This window comes from Caulobacter sp. LARHSG274, assembly GCF_052871235.1.
Map to the genome: position 1 here is coordinate 502,039 of NZ_JBIXJO010000001.1, position 22,490 is coordinate 524,528.

The 22,490-nt window shown below is 70.6% G+C and carries 18 protein-coding genes; 8 read left to right on the plus strand and 10 right to left on the minus strand.

The window, feature by feature from the left end; translation table 11 throughout:
* The first annotated feature begins 13 nt into the window (after window positions 1–13).
* The 4 genes from lnt (at window position 14) to trmB (ending at window position 4,190) form a co-directional block, all read left to right on the plus strand.
* Window positions 14–1,576, plus strand: coding sequence for an apolipoprotein N-acyltransferase (gene lnt / locus ACIPQB_RS02325; protein WP_446483972.1), 1,563 nt, complete (start codon window positions 14–16; stop codon window positions 1,574–1,576).
* Window positions 1,577–1,624: 48 nt separating this feature from the next.
* The gene (locus ACIPQB_RS02330; RefSeq protein WP_446483580.1) at window positions 1,625–2,059 is read left to right on the plus strand and encodes a helix-turn-helix domain-containing protein; all 435 of its coding nucleotides are present in this window, start codon (window positions 1,625–1,627) and stop codon (window positions 2,057–2,059) included.
* A gap of 112 nt (window positions 2,060–2,171) precedes the next feature.
* A complete protein-coding gene (gene metK / locus ACIPQB_RS02335) occupies window positions 2,172–3,395 on the plus strand; it encodes a methionine adenosyltransferase (protein ID WP_446483581.1) in 1,224 nt (407 codons plus the stop codon).
* Window positions 3,396–3,509: 114 nt separating this feature from the next.
* Complete coding sequence (gene trmB / locus ACIPQB_RS02340; RefSeq protein WP_446483582.1) at window positions 3,510–4,190, plus strand: tRNA (guanosine(46)-N7)-methyltransferase TrmB; 681 nt, start codon at window positions 3,510–3,512, stop codon at window positions 4,188–4,190.
* A 12-nt stretch (window positions 4,191–4,202) separates the two neighbouring features.
* On the opposite strand, the gene ACIPQB_RS02345 is transcribed toward trmB, so the two are convergent.
* From ACIPQB_RS02345 to ald, 10 genes are all read right to left on the minus strand, one after another.
* Window positions 4,203–4,610: a Fur family transcriptional regulator gene (locus ACIPQB_RS02345; protein WP_446483583.1), complete on the minus strand. Its 408-nt coding sequence runs from the start codon at window positions 4,608–4,610 to the stop codon at window positions 4,203–4,205.
* A 47-nt stretch (window positions 4,611–4,657) separates the two neighbouring features.
* Window positions 4,658–5,101: a ribosomal protein S18-alanine N-acetyltransferase gene (rimI, locus tag ACIPQB_RS02350; RefSeq protein ID WP_446483584.1), complete on the minus strand. Its 444-nt coding sequence runs from the start codon at window positions 5,099–5,101 to the stop codon at window positions 4,658–4,660.
* A complete protein-coding gene (gene tsaB, locus ACIPQB_RS02355) occupies window positions 5,098–5,739 on the minus strand; it encodes a tRNA (adenosine(37)-N6)-threonylcarbamoyltransferase complex dimerization subunit type 1 TsaB (RefSeq protein ID WP_446483585.1) in 642 nt (213 codons plus the stop codon). Before tsaB ends, rimI begins: the two co-directional genes overlap by 4 nt.
* Window positions 5,736–6,386, minus strand: a complete 651-nt coding sequence (locus ACIPQB_RS02360; RefSeq protein WP_446483586.1) for a DUF1131 domain-containing protein — start codon at window positions 6,384–6,386, stop codon at window positions 5,736–5,738. The genes tsaB and ACIPQB_RS02360 overlap by 4 nt, the downstream gene beginning before the upstream one ends.
* 4 nt (window positions 6,387–6,390) lie before the next feature.
* A complete protein-coding gene (locus ACIPQB_RS02365; protein WP_446483587.1) occupies window positions 6,391–7,035 on the minus strand; it encodes a DUF1131 family protein in 645 nt (214 codons plus the stop codon).
* Window positions 7,036–7,215: 180 nt separating this feature from the next.
* On the minus strand, window positions 7,216–7,803 hold the full coding sequence (locus tag ACIPQB_RS02370) for a malonic semialdehyde reductase (protein ID WP_446483588.1): 588 nt from the start codon (window positions 7,801–7,803) through the stop codon (window positions 7,216–7,218).
* A gap of 98 nt (window positions 7,804–7,901) precedes the next feature.
* The gene (locus ACIPQB_RS02375; protein WP_446483589.1) at window positions 7,902–8,486 is read right to left on the minus strand and encodes a NifU family protein; all 585 of its coding nucleotides are present in this window, start codon (window positions 8,484–8,486) and stop codon (window positions 7,902–7,904) included.
* A 63-nt stretch (window positions 8,487–8,549) separates the two neighbouring features.
* Window positions 8,550–9,584, minus strand: a complete 1,035-nt coding sequence (trpS, locus tag ACIPQB_RS02380) for a tryptophan--tRNA ligase (RefSeq protein ID WP_446483973.1) — start codon at window positions 9,582–9,584, stop codon at window positions 8,550–8,552.
* Between the two features lie 165 nt (window positions 9,585–9,749).
* On the minus strand, window positions 9,750–11,387 hold the full coding sequence (gene murJ / locus ACIPQB_RS02385; protein ID WP_446483590.1) for a murein biosynthesis integral membrane protein MurJ: 1,638 nt from the start codon (window positions 11,385–11,387) through the stop codon (window positions 9,750–9,752).
* 887 nt (window positions 11,388–12,274) lie between these two features.
* Window positions 12,275–13,387: an alanine dehydrogenase gene (gene ald, locus ACIPQB_RS02390; RefSeq protein ID WP_446483591.1), complete on the minus strand. Its 1,113-nt coding sequence runs from the start codon at window positions 13,385–13,387 to the stop codon at window positions 12,275–12,277.
* A gap of 119 nt (window positions 13,388–13,506) precedes the next feature.
* On the opposite strand from ald, the gene ACIPQB_RS02395 reads away from it, so the two are divergent.
* The 4 genes from ACIPQB_RS02395 to pbpC all read left to right on the plus strand — a co-directional run bounded on the left by ACIPQB_RS02395 (window position 13,507) and on the right by pbpC (window position 22,238).
* Entirely contained in the window at window positions 13,507–13,980 is a 474-nt protein-coding gene (locus ACIPQB_RS02395; RefSeq protein WP_446483592.1) for an Lrp/AsnC family transcriptional regulator, read from the plus strand.
* An 82-nt stretch (window positions 13,981–14,062) separates the two neighbouring features.
* Window positions 14,063–14,887 carry a carbonic anhydrase gene (locus tag ACIPQB_RS02400; protein WP_446483593.1) on the plus strand — a complete coding sequence of 275 codons (825 nt, stop codon included), beginning with the start codon at window positions 14,063–14,065 and terminating at the stop codon, window positions 14,885–14,887.
* 100 nt (window positions 14,888–14,987) lie between these two features.
* Window positions 14,988–20,051, plus strand: coding sequence for an alpha-2-macroglobulin family protein (locus tag ACIPQB_RS02405; RefSeq protein ID WP_446483594.1), 5,064 nt, complete (start codon window positions 14,988–14,990; stop codon window positions 20,049–20,051).
* Window positions 20,052–20,204: 153 nt separating this feature from the next.
* Entirely contained in the window at window positions 20,205–22,238 is a 2,034-nt protein-coding gene (pbpC, locus tag ACIPQB_RS02410; protein ID WP_446483974.1) for a penicillin-binding protein 1C, read from the plus strand.
* Window positions 22,239–22,490: the final 252 nt, after the last annotated feature.

Sequence of the window (22,490 nt, forward strand, 5' to 3'; positions counted from 1 at the left end):
CTTTCCGAAGCTGATGCCATGGCGGGCGCGGGGCCTGGCCCTGGCGGCCGGCCTCGCCGCCGCCCTGGCCCATCCGCCGTTCGGGATCCTGCCCGGCCTGCTCGGCTACGCCCTGCTGCTCTGGCTGCTGGACGCGATCGACGGTCCGCGGCCCCTGCGCTCGGCCTTCCTGCGCGGCTGGCTGGCAGGGCTGGCCTATTTCGGCCTCTCCACCTGGTGGATCGCCGAGGCCTTCATGGTCGACGCCGCCAACCAGGGCTGGATGGCCCCGTTCGCCGTCGCCGCCATGGCCGCCGGCATGGCGCTGTTCTGGGGACTGGCGGCGCTGCTCTATCGCCTGGTGCGCCCGGCCGGCGTGCGGCGGGTGCTGGTGTTCGCCGGCGCCTTCGCGATCCTGGAATGGGTGCGCGGCCATGTGCTGACCGGCTTTCCCTGGAACCTGCCGGGCGAGACCTGGCGGGCGGGTTCGGCCCCATCCCAGGCCGCCGCCCTGGTCGGCGCCTACGGCCTGACCTGGATCACCCTGGCGATCGCCGCCGCGCCGGCCGTCTGGCGCGAGGGGAGGCGCGGCCGTTGGATGGTCGGCGGGGCGATCGCAGCCCTGGCGGCCCTCTATGTCCACGGCCTGCTGTCGTTCCCCGTCGCGGTCACCCCCGCGGCCCATCCGCCGCCGCCCGCGACCGTCCGCATCGTCCAGGCCGACATCGCCCAGGAAGCCAAGTGGGACGCCGACCGCTTCGCCCAGATCGTCCAGGCCTATGTCTCGCTGACCGCCAAGCCCTATGCCGGCAAGCCCGCCGACATCGTCGTCTGGCCCGAAGGCGCCCTGCCCGCCGCGATCAACGATTATCTCGCGCCCGGAACCTGGGTGCGGCAGGCGATCGTCGACGCCCTCAAGCCGGGCCAGCTGCTGCTGATCGGCGGCTACCGCTACGCCGGAACGCCCGACAAGCCGGTCTATTACAACAGCCTGATCGTCCTGCGCCGCGAGGCCGCCGACGTCACGGTGGTGGGGATCTATGACAAGCACCGCCTGGTGCCGTTCGGCGAGTACCTGCCGGCCGAGGCGCTGCTGACCCAGCTGGGCGTCAAGAGCATGGCCCACCTCGGCGACGGCTTCGCCACCGGACCGCGGCCGGCGCCGCTGCGGATCGCGCCCGACCTGCTGGTCCAACCGCTGATCTGCTATGAGAGCCTGTTCCCGCGCCTGGCCCGGCCGAATCCGGCGGTGCGGGCCATCGTCAACGTCTCCAACGACGCCTGGTTCGGGGTCACCTCCGGGCCGCTGCAGCACCTGAACCTGGCCAGCTATCGGGCGATCGAGACCGGACGCCCGATCATCCGCGCCACCCCCACCGGCGTCTCGGCTCTGATCGACGCCCAGGGACGGATCGTGCCCGGCGCGCGGCTGAACCTTGGCGAATCAGGGGTTATCGACGGCATCCTGCCCGCCATCGGCCGAACGACCCCGTTTTCTCATCTTGGGCATTGGCCGTTCGGGCTGCTGCTTTTGGTTTCAATCGCCGCGGCGATTCCCCTGACAAGAGGTTCGGGCTTGGAAAAGTACCCGAACTGAAACACACAGGCTAAATTAAAACCGTAATTCCACTGAATTGACGATGGCATGAACACGACTCCTGACCAAGACCGCGTCCCCAATCCGGTGGACCTGCATGTCGGCGCCCGCATTCGCATGCGTCGCAAGATTCTGGGCGTGAGCCAGGAGCGTCTGGCCGACGACCTTGGCCTGACCTTCCAGCAGGTGCAGAAGTACGAGCGCGGCGCCAACCGGGTCAGCGCCTCCAAGCTGTATGAGATCGCCAAGAGCCTGCAGTCGCCGGTGTCCTATTTCTTCGAGGGCCTGGCCGATCCGACCGACGCCGACGGTTTCTCGGAAAACGGCGCGGAGCAGTTCGTGCACGACTTCCTGATGACCCCCGAGGGGCTGGAGCTGGCGGCGCTGTTCCCGCGCATCGGCAAGTCCCGCGTTCGGCGCCGCATCCTGGATCTCGTCCGCTCGATGGCCGACGACATGATCGAGGAAGAGGCCGCGGCCTGATCGGCGAAAGCCGCTCTCGCCGCTTGCGGACATAAACATATCTTTATATGTTCCTGGCTCAGTCCGTCGGGCAGGCCGTCCGCGCGGGCGGCGTCATGTCCGGAGCTGACCCTTGAGCCGTTCTTCCTACATCTTCACCAGCGAAAGCGTTTCCGAAGGCCATCCGGACAAGGTCGCCGACCGGATCAGCGACACCGTCGTCGACGCCTTCCTGAGCGTCGACCCCGAGGCCCGGGTCGCCTGCGAGACCCTGGTCACCACCAACCGCATCGTCCTGGCCGGCGAAGTGCGGGCCGGCAAGCCGGGCGGCGACAAGGTTGCCAACAAGCAGGTGACCAAGGACATCCTCAAGTCGCTGGAGCCCAAGGTCCGGGCCGCGATCAAGGACATCGGCTACGAGCAGAAGGGCTTCCACTGGGCCAAGGCCAAGTACGCCAACTTCCTGCACGGCCAGTCGGCCCACATCGCCCAGGGCGTCGACGCCTCGGACAAGAAGGACGAGGGCGCCGGCGACCAAGGCATCATGTTCGGCTACGCCAGCACCGAGACCCCGGAGCTGATGCCGGCCACCCTGCAGTACAGCCACAACATCCTCAACCGCCTGGCCCAGCTGCGCCATTCGGGCGAGCTGCATGAGCTTGAGCCCGACGCCAAGAGCCAGGTGACCCTGGAATACGATGCGTCCGGCAAGCCGGTTCGCGTGGTCTCGATCGTGGTCTCGCACCAGCACAAGAAGAAGATCGACGGCAAGGCCGCGACCTCCAAGCGCGTGCTCGACCTGATCAAGCCGCACATCCTGCCGATCTTCCCGGACGGCCTGATCACCAAGAAGACCCAGTGGCTGGTCAATCCGACCGGCCGCTTCGAGATCGGCGGGCCGGACGGCGACGCCGGCGTCACCGGCCGCAAGATCATCGTCGACACCTACGGCGGCGCCGCCCCGCACGGCGGCGGCGCCTTCTCGGGCAAGGATCCGACCAAGGTCGACCGCTCTGCCGCCTACGCCTGCCGCTACCTGGCCAAGAACGTCGTGGCCGCCGGCCTGGCCGACCGCTGCACGATCCAGATCGCCTACGCCATCGGCGTGGCCCAGCCGGTGTCGTTCCACGTCGACCTGCACGGCACCGGCAAGGTCGACCCGGCCCTGCTGGAGACGATCCTGCCGCAGCTGATCGGCGGCGCCACCCCGCGCTCGATCCGCGAGCACTTGCAGCTGAACCGTCCGATCTACGCCCGCACCGCCGCCTACGGCCATTTCGGCCGCACGCCGGACAACGAGGGCGGCTTCTCCTGGGAGAAGACCGACCTGGTCGGCGAACTGAAGGGCGTGGCGTAGGCCTCACGCTCCTAGACCGCACGAAGCGGGCCTCGATCTCTTGATCGGGGCCCGTTTTCGTTTGCGATCCAGGCGCCCTGGCCTCCCGGATCGATGCCGGCTAAGACCCCCGCCATGACCAACCCCCAACAGCCCCACGGCCCGCTGCGTTCGTTCGGCCGCCTGAAGTCGCGGCCGGTCAAGCCGCGCCAGCAGGCCCTGCTCGACAGCCTGCTGCCGACCCTGGCGATCCCGACCGCGCCGTTCCAGCCCCGCGACCTGATGCCGCAGGCCCGGGAAGTCTGGCTGGAGATCGGCTTCGGCGGCGGCGAGCACATGGCCGCCCAGGCCGGCCGCCGCCCCGACGTGCTGGTGATCGGCGCCGAGCCGTTCGTCAACGGCGTCGCCAGCGCCGTGCGCCACGTCGAGGAGCAGGGCCTGTCGAACGTCCGCATCCACGAGGGCGACGCCCGCGACGTGCTGTCCTGGCTGCCGGACGCCAGCCTCGACCGCCTGTTCATCATGTTCCCCGACCCCTGGCACAAGGCCCGGCACAACAAGCGGCGGCTGATCCAGCCGGCGGTGGTCGGCGAACTGGCGCGAGTGCTCAGGCCCGGCGCGGCCTTCCGCTTCGCCACCGACTGGGCCGACTACGCCGAGTGGACGATCGAGCGGGTTCTGGCCGACCCGGCCTTCCGCTACGCCGACCCCGCGGCCGATCGCAACGCCCCGCCGGCCGACCACGTGACCACGCGCTACGAGGAAAAGAAGCTGGGCGACTGCGCGCCAGTGTTCCTCGACTTCATCCGGACCTGAGGCCGTCTCCGCTCACTCGTCGAGCGGAAGCCCGTACAGCTCCAGCCGGTGGTCCACCAGCTTGTAGCCCAGCTTGCGGGCGATGGCGTTCTGCAGGGCCTCGATCTCCTCGTCCACGAACTCGACGACCTTGCCGGTCTTCATGTCGATCAGGTGGTCGTGGTGGTGGTCGGGGGTTTCCTCGTAGCGCGAGCGGCCGTCGCGGAAATCGTGGCGCTCGATGATGCCGCTCTCCTCGAACAGGCGCACCGTGCGGTAGACGGTGGCGATCGAGATGTGCGGGTCGACGGCGTGGGCGCGGCGGTGCAGCTCCTCGACATCCGGATGGTCGTCGGCCGACGACAGCACGCGGGCGATGACCCGGCGCTGGTCGGTCATGCGCATGCCCTTTTCGATGCAGAGCTTTTCGAGGCGGTCCACGGCGGCGTCTCCGGCAAAGATTCGGGCGCAAGATAGGGGCTGGCGACCTAGGTGTTAAGCGTCCGACGCATCACCACCGCGTCCCGGGCCCCATCCGGGTGGGGATAATAGCCCTTGCGCAGGCCCACGCGGTCGAAACCGGTCGCTTCGTAGAGCTTGACGGCCGCCTGGTTGTCGTCGGCCACCTCCAGGAAAAGCGCCTCGGCGCCAGCCTCGCGGGCCAGGCCGGCGGCCATCTCGACCAGGGCCGCGCCCCAGCCGCGCCGGCGGGCGGCCGGGGCGACCGCCACGGTCAGGATCTCGGCCTCGCCGGCGATCGCCCGGCAGAGGATGAAGCCCTGCGGCTGGTCGCCCTCGCCCAACACCGCGAACACGCCGGGACTCTTGAGCAGGGTCTCGAACGCCTCGGCGGTCCAGGGCCGGGCGAAGGCCCGGTCGTGCAGGTCGGCCAGGGTGAAGCAGGCTTCCAGCCCGACGGGATGCAGGATCATGCGGCCGGGGCCACGGCGTAGGGCGCGCGCAGATAGAGCGGCCGCGGCGAATGGCGCGGCGCCGGACGGCCGGCGGCCAGATGCGCGATCGCCACGGGATCGGCATAGGCCGGGGTCAGCACGACCGCCTGCGGCAGGACCTCGGCCAGCAGCGGCGCGCCCGAGCCGACCAGGGTGGCCGGGCCGCCGGAATAGAGTTCGGCCAGGCGGGCGGCGGCCACCCCGACCTCCAGGGCGTCGGGGGCCATCAGCGCCGTCGTCCCGTCGAAGACCTGCAGATAGACCTGGCCCATCTTCGCATCCAGGGCCGCGGCCACGAAGCCTGTCGCCCCGGCCGTGGCCGCCAGGGCCTCCAGGCTGTTGATCCCGACGCAGGGGATCGACAGGGCCGCGGCCAGGCCTTTGGCGAAGGCCAGCCCGACCCGCAGGCCGGTGAACGAGCCGGGGCCGACGGTGACGGCGATCCGGGTCAGGTCGGCGAACCGGATCCCGGCCTCGGCCGCGACCTCGCGGGCCAGGACGGCGATGCGCTCCTGGTGGCCGCGGGTCATCGGCTCGCTGCGGGCGGCGCGGACGGCGCCGCCGTCCAGCACGGCGATCGAGCTGGCCCCCAGGCAGGTGTCGACGGCGAGGATCATTGGGCCGGCGCTCCGCCACGCCAGAGGAAGCCGCGCAAGATCGCCTTGTCTCGAAGGATCGCCTCTGAGGGCATCGTATCCTGGGTCCAGCCGAGCACGTCGAACATGTAGCGCAGCACCGGCTCGCCGGGCTGGGTGCAGATCACGATGCGGCCGTCAGGACCTTGATCTATCCTGCAGCGTTTGTAGTCCATATCTGCGTCGCCCCAGTTCAACCCCAAGGTTTCGCCGCGCGGCCCCTTGGGCGAACCTCCACTGATGCTGATGTCGCCGACCGTACGAGTACCTGGATTGGAATAGATGGTGACTACGCCGCCATGGCCGTCATCGACATGAATTCCGATCAACGTCGAGCCGCGGCCTTGCCCTCCGTAAATTTCCTCGACCCTAGCTTCCGGAAAGCGCGGCTTGACAGCCTCCATCGAAAACTCGGTCTGGGCCATGAGCGGACCGACCGAGAATTCGTCCAGCATGAGCGGGCCGCCGACGTAAGGCGTGAACCGGTCGATCTTGCCGTCTGCGGTCCGGCGCGTCACCAGGGCTGGGGCAGGCGCCGCAGCGGCGGGCTTGGTCGACCCCGGCTTGTCGGCGGGACCACAAGCGGCCAGCGCCAGCAGGGGCGCGGCCAGAAGGAAGCGCCGAAACATCAGCTCAGGCCGCGCCGACGGCGGCCTGCTCGGCGGGACGCCAGACGAATTCGTTGAGCTGGGCCTTGTCGCGCAGGACGTCCAGCGGCGGCAGGCTGCGCTTGGTCCAGCCGGGCACGCCGAACATATAGGCCACGGTCGGGGCCTCGGGACGCACGCAGACGGTCTGGTTGACGGTGCGGTCCCGGCCGGCCCGGCATTGGGCCAGGTCGAAGCCCAGTTCGCGCCACTTGGTCAGCAGGGTCTCGTCCTTGGGGCCGCGGACGTCGCCGCCGGCCAGGCGGATCTCGCCGATGCCGCCCTCGGCGCCCTTGCCGATCTCCAGCAGCGGGACGTTGTCCTGCTCGACGGTGATGATCGGTCCGGGCGGGCCCTCGCCGACATGGATGAAGGCGCTCTTGACCACCGCCTGCGGGAACAGGGCCTTGATGGTCGCCTCGTCGAAGGCCGTCGCCCCGGTCAGCGGCCCGACGCCGTCGACATGGATCCGTAGCGGCCCGCCGGTGTAGGGCGTCACGGCCACGGTCACCGGGCCGGACTTGGGGGCCTCGGCGGCGGGCGGGGCGGCGGCTTGGGTCTTCTTGTCGGCGGGGCCGCAGGCGGCGAGCAGCAGCAGCGGGGCGGCGATCAGGGCGAGGCGCTGGGTCATGGAGCGCGTTCTAGCACCAGGTTGGGGTCAGCGGCGAGGGCCGGACGCCCCCTCCGTCGCGATGCGTATTCGCATCGCGCCACCTCCCCCGCGTTGCGGGTGAGGAGAAGCCGACCTCTCCTCCCCGTGCAACCGGGGAGGTGGCGGGCGAAGCCCGACGGAGGGGGCGTCGTGACCCGATCAGAGGATCTTCGCGGCCGCGTCGAAGTCGAGGCGCGGGTTGCGCGGGAACAGCTTCTCGTCGGTGCCGTAGCCGATCGAGACGATGAAGTTGGACTTGATGCTAGTCCCGGCGAAGAATTCGGCGTCGACGCCGGCGTTGTCGAAGCCCGACATCGGGCCGGTGTCCAGGCCCAGGGCCCGGGCCGCCAGGATGAGATAGCCGCCCTGCAGCGAGCTGTTGCGCAGCGCCGCGACCTCCTTGGCCGCGGGATCGGCAAACCAGTTCTTGGCGCCGGGCAGGTTGGGGAACAGCGTGTCCAGGGTCTCGGGGAAATCCAGGTCGTAGCCGACGATGATCGTCACCGGGGCCTTCAGGATCTTCGCGCCGTTCGAGCCCGACGACAGGGCCGCCAGCCGGGCCTTGGCCTCGGGGCTGGTCAGGAAGAGGAAGCGGGCCGGCGTCGAGTTGAAGGCGGTCGGTCCGAACTTCACCAGGTCGTACAGCTCGCGCAGCACCGGTTCGGGAATGGGCTCGGGCTGCCAGCCGTGGCGCGTGCGCGCCTCGGTGTACAGCTGGGCGAGGGCGGCGGCGTCAAGCTTGGACATGAACGATCCTCAAGGGCAATATTAGTAACTCTTGTAGTTACAATATGCGCTCGACGGGACGCTCGCAAGCTTGGCGGGGCGTAGTTTTTCTGGGGCGCCTAGAGGGTCTGCTCGACCCGGGTCACTTCCGGCACATAGTGCTTGAGCATGTTCTCGACCCCGGCCTTCAGCGTCGCCGAAGAGGACGGGCAGCCCGAGCAGGCGCCGCGCATGTGCAGCCAGACCACGCCGGTGGCCGGCTCGAACTTGCTGAACACGATGTCGCCGCCGTCCTGGGCCACGGCCGGGCGGATGCGGGTGTCGAGCAGGTCCTTGATCTCGGCGACGATCTGCGAGGTTTCCTCGTCATAGACGCCGTCTTCGTCGTGGCCGCTTTCCCCATTCTCGCCTGGGGCCGCATCCAGCAGCAGGGGCCGGCCGCTGGTGAAGTGGTCCATGATCGCCGCCAGGATCGGGGCCTTCAGGTGCGGCCACTCGGCGTGCTCGGCCTTGGTGACGGTCAGGAAGTCGGGACCGAAGAACACCCGGTTGACCTCGCCCAGCCGGAACAGGGCCTTGGCCAGGGGCGAGGCGTCGCCCTCCTGCGCGGTCTTGAACTCGCGCGCGCCTTCCCCGAGCACTTCGCGGCCGGGCAGGAACTTCAGGACCTCGGGATTGGGCGTGGTTTCGGTCTGGATGAACATGGGGGAGACATGGACCTGCGAGGCGCTCGGGACAAGAGGCGGCGATAGAAGAAGAAACCCGGCCTACGCCCCCCAGAACCCGACCAGCTTCTTGACCTCGGCCACGGTCGGGGCGGCGACCTCGGCGGCGCGTTCGGCCCCGGCCTTCAGGATCCGGTCGATCTCGGTCGGGTCGGCCAGGAAGCGGCGCATGGTCTCGCCGACCGGGGCCAGCTTGTCGACCGCCAGCTCGGCCAGGGCCGGCTTGAAGGTCCCGAAGCCCTTGCCGGCATAGTCGGCCAGCACCTCGGCCTTGGTCCGTCCGGCGAGGGCCGCGAAGATGCCGACCAGGTTGTCGGCCTCGGCCCGGGTCGCCAGTTCCTCCAGGGTTTCGGGCAGCGGCTCGGGGTCGGTGCGGGCCTTCCTGACCTTGGCGGCGATGGCGTCGGCGTCGTCGGTCAGGTTGATGCGGCTGTAGTCCGACGGGTCGGACTTGCTCATCTTGGCCGTCCCGTCGCGCAGGCTCATGATCCGCGCCCCCGGCCCCTGGATCAGCGGCTCGGGCTGCGGAAAGAAGCCCTGGACGCCGAAGTCGTGGTTGAACTTGCCGGCGATGTCGCGGGTCAGCTCCAGGTGCTGCTTCTGGTCCTCGCCGACCGGCACGTGGGTGGCCTTGTAGACCAGGATGTCGGCGGCCTGCAGCACCGGATAGGTGTAGAGGCCGACGCTGGAGCGCTCCTTGTGCTTGCCGCTCTTTTCCTTGAACTGGGTCATGCGGTCCAGCCAGCCGAGGCGGGCGACGCACTGGAAGATCCAGGCCAGTTCGGAATGCTCGCGCACCGCCGATTGCGGGAAGATGGTGGCCTTGGCCGGATCGAGGCCGGCGGCCAGGTAGGCGGCGGCGATCTCGCGGGTCTGCTGGGCCAGCAGGGCCGGATCCTGCCAGACGGTGATGGCGTGCAGGTCGGCGACGAAGATGAAGGTGTCCATCTCGTGCTGCAGCCGGGCGAACTTCACCAGGGCGCCCAGATAGTTGCCCAGGTGCAGGGCGCCGGACGGCTGGACGCCGGAGAGCACGCGGGTCGGACCCGTATAGGCGACGGGGGTGTGGTCGGTCATGGCTTCAGCCTTGGAACGGGTGGCGGGCATGGCGGGCGCGTGAGAACGCGAACCGCGCCGCAAGCGCGGTGGTCGGGGTCAGATGAAGCGGCGCCATCGCGGCGCGGAAGAACCGATCGAAGCCATGGATGCTGGTTAGCGGGCCAGGGCGACGAGAGCAAGGCTCTACCCCCTGCCCCGCCGCAGCACGCCCTTCAGCTCGGCCGGGGTCACCCCGCCGAACAGGAAGACCAGCGGCGGATAGAGCGCGCCGCCGACCAGCACGGTCAGCAGCAGGGCGATCTCCTTGGCCCCGATCACGTGGCCCTTCAGGCCCAGGGCCTGCAGCGGCGCCTCGATCAGCGGCCGCCAGTGCGAGGCCGCCGCCAGGGCCAGGCCCATGGCGACGCTGGCGGCCAGGATCCGCGCCACCCGCGACCAGGTCTGGAGCGAGGGGTTGTAGTGGCCCTTGCGCGACAGGCCCAGGGCCATCTGGGCGACGTTCAGCCACGAGGCGATGGCGGTGGCCGCGGCGATGCCCTTGACGCCGATCAGGTGGAACAGGGCGATGCCGAACACGACATTGACCGCCACCGAGACCAGGGCGAAGCGCATCGGGCTCTTGGTGTCGCCGCGGGCGAAAAAGGCCCGGGAATAGAGCTGCTGCAGCACGAAGGCCGGGGTGCCCAGGCCGTAGAAGAACAGGGCCGAGGCCGTCTGGCTGGCGTCGAAGGGGGTGAACTGGCCGCGGGTGTAGAGGGCGTCCGACAGGAAGCCGGGCATTGCCACCAGGGCGGCGGCGGCCGGCAGGGTCAGGGCCAGGGCCAGGGTGATGGCCTGGTCCATGGCGCTCTGGGCGTCGGCGCGATCCTCGGAGTGGACGGCGCGCGACAGCCGCGGCAGCAGGGCCACGCCGATCGCCACCCCGACCAGGCCCAGGGGCAGCTGGTACAGGCGGTCGGCGGTGGCCAGCCAGGAGCGGCCGCCCGGCACGTGGCTGGCCAGGTTGCCGGAGATGAAGATGTTGACCTGGGTGGCGCTGGCCGCCAGGGCCCCGGGTATGGCCTTGCCGATCAGGGCCTTCACCTCGGGGGTCAGGCGCGGCAGCCGCCAGTGGACCTTGGCCCCGGACTTGTTGACCCCCCAGGTCAGCAGGGCCGCCTGGGCGACGCCGGCGACGATCACCCCGATCGAGCCGAACTTGGCCGCGTCGATCGCCGTGGTCTGGGGCAGGATGAAGGCCAGGGTGAAGATGTTGAGCAGGATCGGCGCCCCGGCCGACAGCACGAAGCGGTCGCGGGCGTTGAGCACCCCCGACAGGTGGGCGACGATGGCCATGCACGGCAGGTAGGGCATGGTGATCTGGGTCAGCAGCACCGCCAGCTTGTACTTGGCCGGGTCGGAAGCGAAGCCGGGGCTGATCAGCATCATCAGCCAGGGCATGGCCAGCTGGCAGATGACGGTGATCAGGATGGTCGCGGCCGCCAGGGTGGCCATGGCGTCGGCGGCGAGGATGTCGGCGGTCTCCTCGCCGTCGGTCTGCAGCGACTTGGCGTAGGCCGGCACGAAGGCGGCGGCGAACGCTCCCTCGGCGAAGAACCGCCGGAACAGGTTGGGAAAGGCCAGGGCGGCGTTGTAGGCGTCGGCCGCCGGGGTCAGGCTGGCCCCCATGCGATAGGACACCGCCAGGTCGCGGGCGAAGCCCATGAAGCGGCTGACCAGGGTCAGGCCCGAATAGATCATCGACGACTTCAGCAGCCCGCCGGCCTTCTTGGGCGCGTCGGCGGGCGGGGCGGCTTGGTCGGGGGGGGCGGTGTCGGTCACGAGCGGCTTCTGCGGGTTGGGCGGGAGGCCGTCAAGCCAGGCCGGGGGAGGAGGCGGAGCTTGGCGCCGGATTCGTGGCTTCCGATGGGCGCAGGCGGAGGATTTTTCGCGGGCTTTCCCAGCAGGCGCGACTTCGCCGCCTCACGCGGAACTCCGCTGAGTGGATGGGGAGGGTGCGAAGCGCCCGGGCCTCGCCCGGATGAGCTTTGATGTTGTTACCGTTTCGACGAAGTGCAGGCGCTTCGCGCAGAACCGTTATTCGGGAGCGGTCCGGCTGGCGGGGGTCTTAACCCCTTACCGGACGCTTTCGCTCGCGCCCCCGACGGGCGGGCCAGGGCGGCGAGCCCCGGTCCCGGACTGTGCGAGTAACCCCCTCGCACCTGCTGGCTTGTCCGCCTGTCTTCAGCGCCGGAGCTTCGTCACGACCAGGGTGAGCCTGCATCCGATCCGTCCCGAAGACGTCTCCCGAAGGAAACGCGGCGGACCAGCCTTCCCGCTCGTCCACCCCCGAAAGCCGCAGCGGTCGCCGTACGTGCGCCCTCCCCGTGCTCTTGGGTGAGGAGCATTATCGCGGCGCCCCGGGAGGGTGAGGACGGAAAAAAGTGAGAAAATCGCAGGGTGTTGATTTCGTTGGGCTCGACCGCCCTCCATCCCCGTGAACCGCGGGGACCGACGGTCTTTTTCTCCTCCCCCGCCATGCGGGGGAGGTGGCGCGATGCGAATACGCATCGTGACGGAGGGGGCGTCGCGGCGGCCTCAGCAGGACGCCCCCTCCGTCCGCTTCGCGGCCACCTCCCCCGTTGTACGGGGGAGGAGAAAGCGCCGGCAGGACGGTGGGACAAAACGGTGAGGGCGTAATCCCTCACCCTCCCCTACTGCACAGGAGGCTACGTCCACGCCCCGTAGGGATCGACCGAAGCCTTGCCCAGGGCCTGGGCCACGGCCGGGTGGGTCAGTTGGCCGTTCAGGACGTTAAGGCCGCGGGCCAGGTGAGGGTTGGTCTTCAGCGCGTCCAGGCCGTGGTCGGCCAGGGCCAGGCCGAACGGCAGGGTGGCGTTGCCCAGGGCCTCGGACGAGGTGCGCGGCGCGGCGCCGGGCATGTTGGCCACGCAGTAGTGGACGACGCCGTCGACGGTGTAGGTCGGCTCGGCGTGGGTGGTCGGGTGGCTGGTCTCGAAACAGCCGCCCTGGTCGATCGAGACGTCGACCAGCACCGAGCCGGGCTTCATCTGGGCCAGGTGCTCGCGGCGCACCAGCTTGGGCGCGGCGGCCCCGGCGGTCAGCACCGCGCCGATGATCACGTCGGCCTTGAGGATCTCCTCCTCGACGGCGGCGACGGTCGAATAGCGGGTTAGGATGCGGCCCTGGTAGAGGTCGTCCAGCTCGCGCATCCGCGGGATCGAGCGTTCCAGCACCACCACCTCGGCCCCGAGGCCGGCGGCCATCCGCGCGGCGTTGGAGCCGACGACGCCGCCGCCCAGCACCACCACGCGGGCCGGCGGCACGCCGGGCACGCCGCAGAGCAGCAGGCCCATGCCGCCATTGTGCTTGAGCAGGGTCTCGGCGGCGCTGAACACCGCGATGCGCCCGGCCACCTCCGACATCGGGGCCAGCAGCGGCAGGCCGCCGCGGGCGTCGGTGACGGTTTCATAGGCGATCGCCGCCGCGCCCGAGGCCAGCAGGCCCTCGGTCTGGGCCGGATCGGGCGCCAGGTGCAGATAGGTGAACAGGATGTGGCGGGGCGTCAGGCGCTCCCACTCGACCTTCTGCGGCTCCTTGACCTTGATGATCAGCTCGGCCCCGGCGAACACCGCGTCGGCGTCCGGAGCGATGGTCGCGCCGGCCTTGACATAGACCTCGTCGGAATAGCCCGCGCCCAGGCCGGCGCCGGCCTGCACCAGCACGGCGTGGCCGTGGCTGACATATTCCCGGACGGCGACGGGGGTCAGGCCGACCCGGTGTTCGCCCGGCTTGATCTCGGAAGGCACGCCAACGCGCATGATCATCTCCTCCTAAAGGTCTTTGACGCTGGTTTACGCCCGCACCCATGCAGGTTCCCGGGGATTTCATGTGACCAGAACCGTGATATGCAGGAATCCTGCATCAGGGAGCCTCGCCGGTGAAAAAAGCTGCGGTCACCCTCGACGCCTTCGATCGCAAGCTGCTGAACCTGCTCCAGCGCCGGGGCCGGTCCAGCTATGTGGAAATGGCCGAGGCGGTGAATCTTTCCGAATCCGCCTGCCTGCGGCGGGTGCGGGCCCTGGAGGAGGCCGGGGTCATCGACCGCTATGCGGCGGTGATCGACGCCCGGGCCGTGGGCCTGCCGCTCAGCGTCTTCGTCACCGTCACCCTGTCGTCCCAGGCCGAGGCGACGCTCAGCGCCTTCGAGAAGGCGGTGGCCAATGTCCGCGAAGTGGCTGAGTGCTACCTGATGACCGGCGGCTCGGACTATCTGCTGCGGCTGGTGGTGCGCGACGTCGACGACCTGGAGCGGGTCCACGCCCAGGAACTGACCCGCATTCCCGGCGTGGTCCGGGTCAGTTCCAGCATCGCCATGCGCACGGTGGTCAAACGTGTCGAATTGCCGCTTTGAGATCGGCCGCCCGTTGCGCCGCGGTTAACCTTCGCCTGCCAGGAGTGGTGCGACACAACCGCTGTTCTTGTCGGGGGATGAGATGGTTTCGAGACGCATTCTGCTGGGCGCCCTGGCGTCCGGCTTCGCCGCGCCCGTCATGGCCTGGGCCGAGGGCGACGCGCCGTCGATCCTGACCCGCAAGGGCCGCCGCACCCGTCGGGCGCTGAAGACCCAGGCCACGGACAAGGCCGCGCTCGACAAGGCGCTGGGCCAGGTCAAGCCGCTGGAGGCCCCCGAGCCGGTCGAGGCCGCCCAGGTCGTCGCGCCGCAGCGGGTCAGCCCCGACGAGGCCCTGGGCCGGCTCAAGCAGGGCAACACCATCTTTTCGCGCGGCGGGGCCAGCATCGCCCTGCCCGGCGCGGCGCGGATCGCCGAACTGGCGGCCGGCCAGCAGCCGTTCGCGGTCATCGTCGGCTGCAGCGACAGCCGAGTGGCGCCGGAGCTGATCTTCGACTGCAATCTGGGCGAACTGTTCGTGGTCCGGGTGGCCGGCTCGACGGTCAGCCAGGAGGGACTGGGCTCGATCGTCTACGCCGTCGAACACCTGAACGCGCCGCTGGTCGTGGTCCTGGGCCACAGCCAGTGCGGCGCCGTCGGGGCGGCCGTCGACGTCGCCACCAGGCACGCCGAGCTGCACGGGGCGCTGCTGAACATGGTGCTGCCGATCCTGCCGGCGGTGATGGAGGCCCAGGACCGCCATCCGGCCGACCTGCAGGACGCCGCCATCCACCAGAACGTCCGCGACGTCGCCGCCCGCCTGAAGGTCGCCGACGGCCTGCTGGCCGAGCGGATCGGCGAGGGCCGGCTGAAGGTGGTGTCGGCCTGCTACAACCTGGCCACCGCCCAGGTCGAGTTCGACGCCTAAATCCTTCTCCCGCAAGGGAACAGGGATCATCCACCCGTTGACCCCTTGCTCCGCTTAGGCTCAAGTCCCCTCAACACGCTTAAGTTGGGGGAGACCTGGGATGTCGACGGACGAGACTCCGCCCGAAGGCGGCCGCGCCGCCTCCCCTTCGTCCTGGACCGACCGCTGGGCGGCCCTCAAGGCCAAGCTCCCGCCGAGCCTGAAGTCGCCCCTGGCCGCCGTGGCCGTGGGGGCGCTGGTCGTCGGTTTCGGCGGCGGCTTCGCGGTCGGCAAGGTCTCGGACCTCGGCTGGTTCGGCGGCGGCAAGTCGGCGGCCACGGCCACCGCGCCCAAGGGCCTGGCCTGGTCGTTGTTCGGCAAGCCGCGCGGCGCCAACGCCCCTCGCCGCGGCGTTCCCAAGCCTGAAGGCTTCGCGGTCTGGCAGAGCCGGGTCGACAGCTCGGGCGCCGCGCCGATGGCCTGCGTCCAGATGACCAAGCCGCTGGACCCGTCCAAGCCCTATGCCGACTTCGTGCTGCTGTCGCCCGACATCGGCCGCCAGCCGGCCGTGCGGGTCAGGGACGACGAGCTGTGCGTCGGCGGCGTCGGCTTCACCGACCACCGCGTCACCCTGCTCAAGGGCCTGCCGGGCAGGAACGGCGAGACCCTGGGGGCCAACGCCGACGTCGACTTCACGTTTGGCGAAAAGCCGCCCTATGTCGGCTTCGCCGGCGACGGGGTGATCCTGCCGCGCGAGGAGTCCGACGGCGTGGCCCTGGAGACCATGAACGTCTCCAGGCTGGCCATCGAGGTCTGGCGGGTGCCGGACCGCAACCTGGTGCGCAAATCGATCAGCGCCCCCGACCCGACCGGCGAAGGCGACTACGCCAGCGACTATGGCGAGGACAGCCCCGACGAGGACGGCCGCCCGGTCTGGAAGGGCGTGGTCAAGGTGGAGGGCCAGGCCGGCCAGAAGGCCACGACCGTCTTCCCGCTGGGCGCGGTGCTCAAGGAGATGAAGCCCGGCGGCTACGTGATCAAGGCCCGCGACGCCTCGGGCGGCCGCAAGGCGGAGCGCGACGACGAAAGCGACGGCGAGCCGACCCCGGCCCAGGCCCGGCGCTGGATCCTGTTCACCGACATGGCCCTGGTCGCCTATGACGGCAGCGAGGCCCTCGACGTGGTGGTCCGCTCGCTGAAGACCGCCAAGACCATGGCCGGCGTGCGCGTGGCCCTGGTGGCTAAGGACGGCGAGGACCTGGCCGAGGCCAAGAGCGACGCCGACGGCCGGGTGCGCTTCGCCCGCGCCCTCCTCGACGGCGAAGGCGCCGCCCACGCCAAGATGGTCATGGCCTATGGCGACCAGGGCGACCTGGCGGTGCTGGATCTGGACCGCTCGCCGGTCGACCTGTCCAAACAGGGGGTCGGCGGCCGCACCGAGTCCGACGGCGGCCGCGCCGTGGCCAGCGACATCGACGGCTTCCTCTATGCCGACCGCGGCATCTATCGCCCGGGCGAGACCGTGCACCTGGCGGCCATGGTCCGCGACCGGCTGGCCAAGGCGGTCAACGACCGCAAGGGCTATATCCTGGTCAAGCGGCCCTCGGGGGTGGAGTTCCGGCGCTATCCGTTCAGCCGGGCCGAGGCCGGCGCCGTGCTGGCCGACATCGCCCTGCCGCGCAGCGCCCCGCGCGGCCGCTGGACCGCGGTGCTGAAGATCGAGGGGATCGAGGCCGACGCCGGGTCGTTCAGCTTCAGCGTCGAGGACTTCGCGCCGCAGCGGCTGGCGGTCACCGCCACCGGCCAGGAGTCCGTCCCGGTCGCGGCCGGCCAGGACCGCAAGATCGACGTCTCGGCCCGCTTCCTCTACGGCGCGCCGGGCGCGGGCCTGCAGACCCAGGGCGAGGCGCGGCTGCGCACCGACACCGACCCCTTCCCGCAATACAAGGGCTATGAGTGGGGCGACGACCTGGCGCCCTTCGACGAAAAGTTCATCGAGCTGGGCACGACCGTCACCGACGGCGACGGCCACGCCATGCTGAACCTGGGAACCGGCGAGGCCGGCGACACCGCCCAGCCGCTGGTGGCGGCGGTGACCGCCTCGGTGTTCGAGCCCGGCGGCCGGCCCGTGCGCGAGGCCCTGGAGCTGAAGGTCCGCGGCAAGCCGGTCTATTACGGCGTCAAGGTCGAGCAGGGCGACGCCGGGCGCGGCGATCCGCCGGTCAGCCTGGAGATGATCGCGGTCAACGCCGCCGGGGCCCGCATCGCCTCGACCGCGACCTACACCCTGGTCAGCGAGAACTGGAACTATGACTGGTTCCAGCAGGACGGCCGCTGGCAGTGGCGGCGCACCAGCCGCGACGCGGTGGTGGCCAAGGCCACGGTCACCATCGGGGTCGGCGCGCCGGCGCGCTTCAACCGCCGCCTGGGTTGGGGCGACTACCGCCTGGTGGTCGAGGGGCCGGACGGGGCCAAGACCGTGACCAAGTTCTCGTCCGGCTGGGGTTCGCCGGCCAAGGAGGGCGAGGCGCCCGACGTCGTGCGGGTCAGCGCCGGGACCAAGGCCTACGCCCAGGGCGACACGGTGGAGATCACCCTGAAGTCGCCCTATGCCGGCCAGGCCCAGGTGGCCGTGGCCACCGACCGGCTGATCGACTTCAAGACCTTGAGCGTCGGCGAGAACGGTACGACCGTGAAGCTGAAGACCTCGGCCGCCTGGGGCGGCGGGGCCTATGTGATGGTCACGGTGATCCAGCCGCGCGACCCGGTCAGCTCGCCCAAGCCCAAGCGGGCCCTGGGCCTGATCTATGTGCCGCTCGACCCCAAGGGCCGCCGCCTGACGGTCGACATCGGCACGCCGGTGAAGCTGGACTCGAAGGCCCCGGTCGACGTGCCGATCAAGGTCCAGGGCCTGGGCTTCGGCCAGAAAGCCAAGGTCACCATCGCCGCGGTCGACGAGGGCATACTGCGCCTGACCCGCCAGGACAGCCCCGACCCGGCCAAGTGGTACTTCGGCAAGCGGGCCCTGACCCTGAACTATCGCGACGACTACGGCCGCCTGCTGGATCCGAACATGGGCGCGCCGGCCAATGTCAATTTCGGGGCCGACGAGCTGGGCGGTGAGGGGCTGACGGTGACGCCGATCAAGACCGTGGCCCTGTGGTCCGGGGTCGTCGAGACGGGGATGGACGGCAAGGCCGTGGTCAAGCTGCCGGCCGCCGACTTCAACGGCGAGCTGAGGATCATGGCCGTGGCCTGGACCGACAACGCCGTCGGCTCGGGCTCCAAGGCCCTGACCGTGCGCCAGCCGGTGGTCGCCGACCTCAACCTGCCGCGCTTCCTGGCCCCCGGCGACAAGCCGGTGGCGACGCTGGAGCTGCACAATGTCGAGGGCAAGGCCGGCGACTATACGGTCGAGGCCAACGCCACCAACGGCGTCGCCGTGGCCTTCAGGAAGGTGATCAGACTGGTCCTGGGCCAGCGGATCGCCGAGAAGATCCCGTTCCTGGCTCCGACCGTCACCGGCATCGGCAAGGTCGGCTTCAAGGTCGCCGGCCCGGGCTTCCAGACGGCCAAGGACTATCCGATCCAGACCCGGCTGGGCTGGGGGGACGTGGTGCGCACGACGACGGAACTTCAGCAGCCCGGCGCGACCTACACTCCCAGCGCCCAGCTGCTGTCGGGCCTGGCGGCCGGCGATGTGACGCTGCAGGTCAGCTACTCGCCGTTCCGAGGCTTCGACCCCTCGGCGATCGCCGTGGCCCTCCAGCGCTATCCCTACGGCTGCACCGAACAGCTGGTCTCGACCGCCTATCCGCTGCTCTACGCCCAGAGCGTCTCCAGCGATCCCAAGCTCAAGCGCAATCCGGCGATCCTGGCCGCGGCGGTGGGCAAGCTGCTGGACCGCCAGACCCTGGACGGCGCCTTCGGCCTGTGGCGGGTCGGCGACGGCGAGGCCGACGCCTGGCTGGGGGCCTACGCCACCGACTTCCTGGTCGAGGCCAAGGGCCAGGGCATCGCCGTGCCCGACGAGGCGCTCGACAAGGCCCTGAACGCCATGCGCCAGATCAGCCGCCCCGACGGCTGGAGCTCGGTGTCCTACCGCCTGGAATATCCCGGCTGGTGGATGTCGAACGAGGACGCCTCGAAGAAGGCCACCGAGCGCATGCGCCGCCGGGCCAGCGCCTACGCCCTCTATGTGATGGCCAAGGCCGGGCGCGGCGACCTGGCGCGGCTGCGCTGGTGGCACGACGTGCAGATGAAGGACGAGGACCAGCCCCTGGCCAAGGCCCAGATCGCCGCCGGGCTGGCCCTGATGGGCGACCAGGCCCGGGCCCGCTCGGCCATGCGTCAGGCGGTCCGGTCACTGGGCTGGCGCGACGAGGGCGACTGGTACCAGAGCCCGCTGCGCGACGTCGCCGCGGTCACCGGCCTGGCGGTCCAGGCCGGCCAGATGGACGTGGCCCGTCAGCTGCAGGGCCGGCTGGAAGGCGTGGTCCGCGATCCCGACAGCCTCAACACCCAGGAGCAGGCCTCGCTGCTGTTCGCGGCCAGCCAGCTGCTGAAGGCGTCCGGCAAGATGACCATCGACGCCCAGGGCGTGACGGCCCTGCCGCCGGCCGCGGGCACGCCGCGTTGGGCGGTGGGCAGGCTGGCCGACGCCCGCTTCACCAACCGCGGCCAGGGCGCCCTGTGGCGCACGGTCAGCGTCCGCGGCACGCCGGTGGCTGCGCCCGGGGCCGAGAACAACGGGCTGTCGGTGGGCAAGCGGCTGCTGTCGATGACCGGCGGGTCGGTCGACCCGGCGGCGATCCGCCAGGGCGACCGGGTGATCGTGCTGGTCAGCGGCCGCTCGATGCAGGCCCGGTCGACCGCCCTGGTGGTCGACGACGCCCTGCCGGCCGGCTTCGAGATCGAGACCACCCTGGGCGCCGCCGACGCCCAGAACGGGCCGTTCAAGTTCCTGGGAGCGCTGACCGACCCCGACGTCCAGGAAAGCCGCGACGACCGCTACATCGCCGCGCTCGACCTGGAGGGCAACAAGGTCTTCGCCATGGCCTATGTGGCCCGGGCGGTGACCCCGGGCGAGTTCTTCCTGCCCGGCGCGGTCGCCAAGGACATGTATCGCCCGAGCCTGAACGCCCGGTCGGCGGCGGGGCGCGTGGCGATTTCACCGGGGCAATGAGGTGATCCAGCTATATCTCCCTTCCCCCTCGATGGGGGAAGGGCCGGGGATGGGGGTGAAACCGTGTCCGAATGAGGCGCGGCCGTTGTGAACCCCACCGCCGTTGTCACCCCCACCCCCGACCCCTCCCCCATCCGCCAACGGGAGGGGAGGATTGCAATATTCACCAGCCTTCTCGTCGGCTTCGTCGCCGTCCAGGCGGCGCTCTTCGCCCTGAGCGCCGCCTTTCCGCCGGACATGGCCCGGGCCGAACGGTCCTCGCCCGTCGTGCTCGACCGGCGCGGGGCCTGGCTGCGGGCCTTGCCGGTCGAGGACGGCCGCTGGCGGGTGCGGGCCGACCTCGAGCGCACCGACAAGACCTTTCAGAAGCGGCTGATCGCCGTCGAGGACGCCCGGTTCTATCGCCACCTCGGCGTCGACCCCCTGGCCCTGGTCCGGGCGATCGGCTCGGCGGCGGCGCACGGCCGGGCCACCTCCGGCGCCTCGACCCTGACCATGCAGACCGCCCGCCTGCTGGAGCCGCGGCCGCGCAACCTCGGCTCCAAGCTGATCGAGATGGTCCGCGCCGCCCAGCTGGAGGCGCGGCTGACCAAGCCGCAGATCCTGGCCCTCTACCTGACCCTGGCGCCCTATGGCGGCAATCTGGAGGGGGTGCGGGCCGCCAGCCTGGCCTATTTCGGCCACGAACCGACCAGCCTGACCGACGGCGAGCAGGCGCTACTGATCGCCCTGCCGCAGTCGCCCGAGGCCCGTCGTCCCGACCGCCGCCCCGAGGCGGCCCGCGCCGCCCGCCGCGCCGTGCTCGACAAGATGGTCCGGGCCCATGTGCTGACCGAGGCCGCCGCGGCCGAGGCCGACGCCGAGCCCCTGCCGCGCCGGGCGCCGTTCCCGACCCTGACCTGGCACCTGGCCGGCGAGCTGGCCGCCGCCGCCCCCTCCAGCCAGCCCAGCGTCGTCTCGACCATCGACGCCGACCTGCAGGCCCGGCTGGAGCCGATGGCCGCCGCCGTCGCCGCGTCGCAAGGCCCCGACGTCACCGCTGCCATCCTGGTCGTCGAGCTCAAGGGCCGGGCGGTGCGGGCCCTGGTCGGCTCGGCCGGGCGCGAGCGGCCCGGCGGCTGGGTCGACCTGACCCGGGCCGTGCGCTCGCCCGGCTCCGCCCTGAAGCCGTTCATCTACGCCTTCGCCTTCGACGACGGGACCTTGGCCCCCGACACCCAGATCGATGACGCCGCCACCCGTTTCGCCGACTATCAGCCCGAGAACTTCGACCACGTGTTCCACGACAAGGTCACGGCTCGCGAGGCCCTGGCCTATTCGCTGAACGTTCCGGCCGTCGCCACCCTGGAGAAGGTCGGGCCCGAGGCGTTCGCCGCCCGGCTGGAGAGCGCCGGGGTGCGGCTGGTGCGGCCGAAGACGGCGATCAAGGCGTCCGGCCTGGCCCTGGCCCTGGGCGGGGCCGGGATCACGCCGCGCGACATGGCCGTGCTCTACGCCGCCCTGGGCGACGGCGGAATCGCCAAGCCGCTGGCCTTCACCGAGGCGCAGGCCCAGGCCCGCGCCCGCTCCGGCGGCGTCCGCCTGGCCCGGGCCGAGGCCGTGGGCCAGGTGCTGGACATTCTGCGCGAGGCGCCGGCCCCGCGCGGCCGCGCCCCCTCGGCCCTGACCCGCGGCGGGCCGGCCATGGCCTTCAAGACCGGCACCTCCTACGGCTTTCGCGACGCGGTCGCGGCCGGGGTGGTCGGCGGCCATGCGATCATCGTCTGGACCGGCCGGGCCGACGGGGGGGCGCGCGGCGGCCTGACCGGGCGCGACGCGGCCCTGCCGCTGCTGTTCGACGTCGCCGACCTGATCGGCGGCCCGGCCGCCGCCCCGCGACCGATCGCCCCAAAGTCCGCGCCCGGGGCCCTGCAGCGCCTGCAGGCCGCCGCCGACGGGCCACGGCTGATCTTCCCGCCCGACGGGGCCACGGTGCAGGTCGACGCGGTCGGGCCCCGCGCCCGCGGCCTGGTGATGGCGGCCGGCGGCGACAACCTGACCTGGTACGTGGCCGGCCGGCCCCTGGCCGCCGATCCGGTCAGCGGCAAGGTGATCTGGCGGCCGGCCGCGGCGGGCTTCTACAAGCTGCGGGTGGTCGACGACCAGGGCCGCGCCGCCTCGGCCCGAGTGCGGATCAAGGGCGGCTGAGGTTGTCTTGGTCCTGGCCCCAAGATTCGGGCCAAGGCCGCCTCCGGCGTGAAGTCCATTTTGAGAAATGATGATTTCATTTTGCGACAGAACGCCGCGAATGAAGCTTTCAATGTTTTGCCTAAGTAGATTTACCGATGTGCTGAAATGGCGCGGGCACGTTTTGCGGGAAAACGAGTCGATTCACTCTTCCTAAAGGCAAGCAACGCGTTGCTAGGGACGGGCAAAAAGCTCTCGGTCGTCAGAATGACA

Excerpts from the sequence above, each read along its gene's own strand:
- lnt (WP_446483972.1), top strand. The coding sequence starts at position 14 with ATGCCATGGCGGGCGCGGGGCCTGGCCCTGGCGGCCGGCCTCGCCGCC.
- ACIPQB_RS02330 (WP_446483580.1), top strand. The coding sequence starts at position 1,625 with ATGAACACGACTCCTGACCAAGACCGCGTCCCCAATCCGGTGGACCTG.
- trmB (WP_446483582.1), top strand. The coding sequence starts at position 3,510 with ATGACCAACCCCCAACAGCCCCACGGCCCGCTGCGTTCGTTCGGCCGC.
- rimI (WP_446483584.1), bottom strand. The coding sequence starts at position 5,101 with ATGATCCTGCATCCCGTCGGGCTGGAAGCCTGCTTCACCCTGGCCGAC.
- tsaB (WP_446483585.1), bottom strand. The coding sequence starts at position 5,739 with ATGATCCTCGCCGTCGACACCTGCCTGGGGGCCAGCTCGATCGCCGTG.
- ACIPQB_RS02360 (WP_446483586.1), bottom strand. The coding sequence starts at position 6,386 with ATGTTTCGGCGCTTCCTTCTGGCCGCGCCCCTGCTGGCGCTGGCCGCT.
- ACIPQB_RS02365 (WP_446483587.1), bottom strand. The coding sequence starts at position 7,035 with ATGACCCAGCGCCTCGCCCTGATCGCCGCCCCGCTGCTGCTGCTCGCC.
- ACIPQB_RS02370 (WP_446483588.1), bottom strand. The coding sequence starts at position 7,803 with ATGTCCAAGCTTGACGCCGCCGCCCTCGCCCAGCTGTACACCGAGGCG.
- ACIPQB_RS02375 (WP_446483589.1), bottom strand. The coding sequence starts at position 8,486 with ATGTTCATCCAGACCGAAACCACGCCCAATCCCGAGGTCCTGAAGTTC.
- trpS (WP_446483973.1), bottom strand. The coding sequence starts at position 9,584 with ATGACCGACCACACCCCCGTCGCCTATACGGGTCCGACCCGCGTGCTC.
- ald (WP_446483591.1), bottom strand. The coding sequence starts at position 13,387 with ATGCGCGTTGGCGTGCCTTCCGAGATCAAGCCGGGCGAACACCGGGTC.
- ACIPQB_RS02400 (WP_446483593.1), top strand. The coding sequence starts at position 14,063 with ATGGTTTCGAGACGCATTCTGCTGGGCGCCCTGGCGTCCGGCTTCGCC.
- ACIPQB_RS02405 (WP_446483594.1), top strand. The coding sequence starts at position 14,988 with ATGTCGACGGACGAGACTCCGCCCGAAGGCGGCCGCGCCGCCTCCCCT.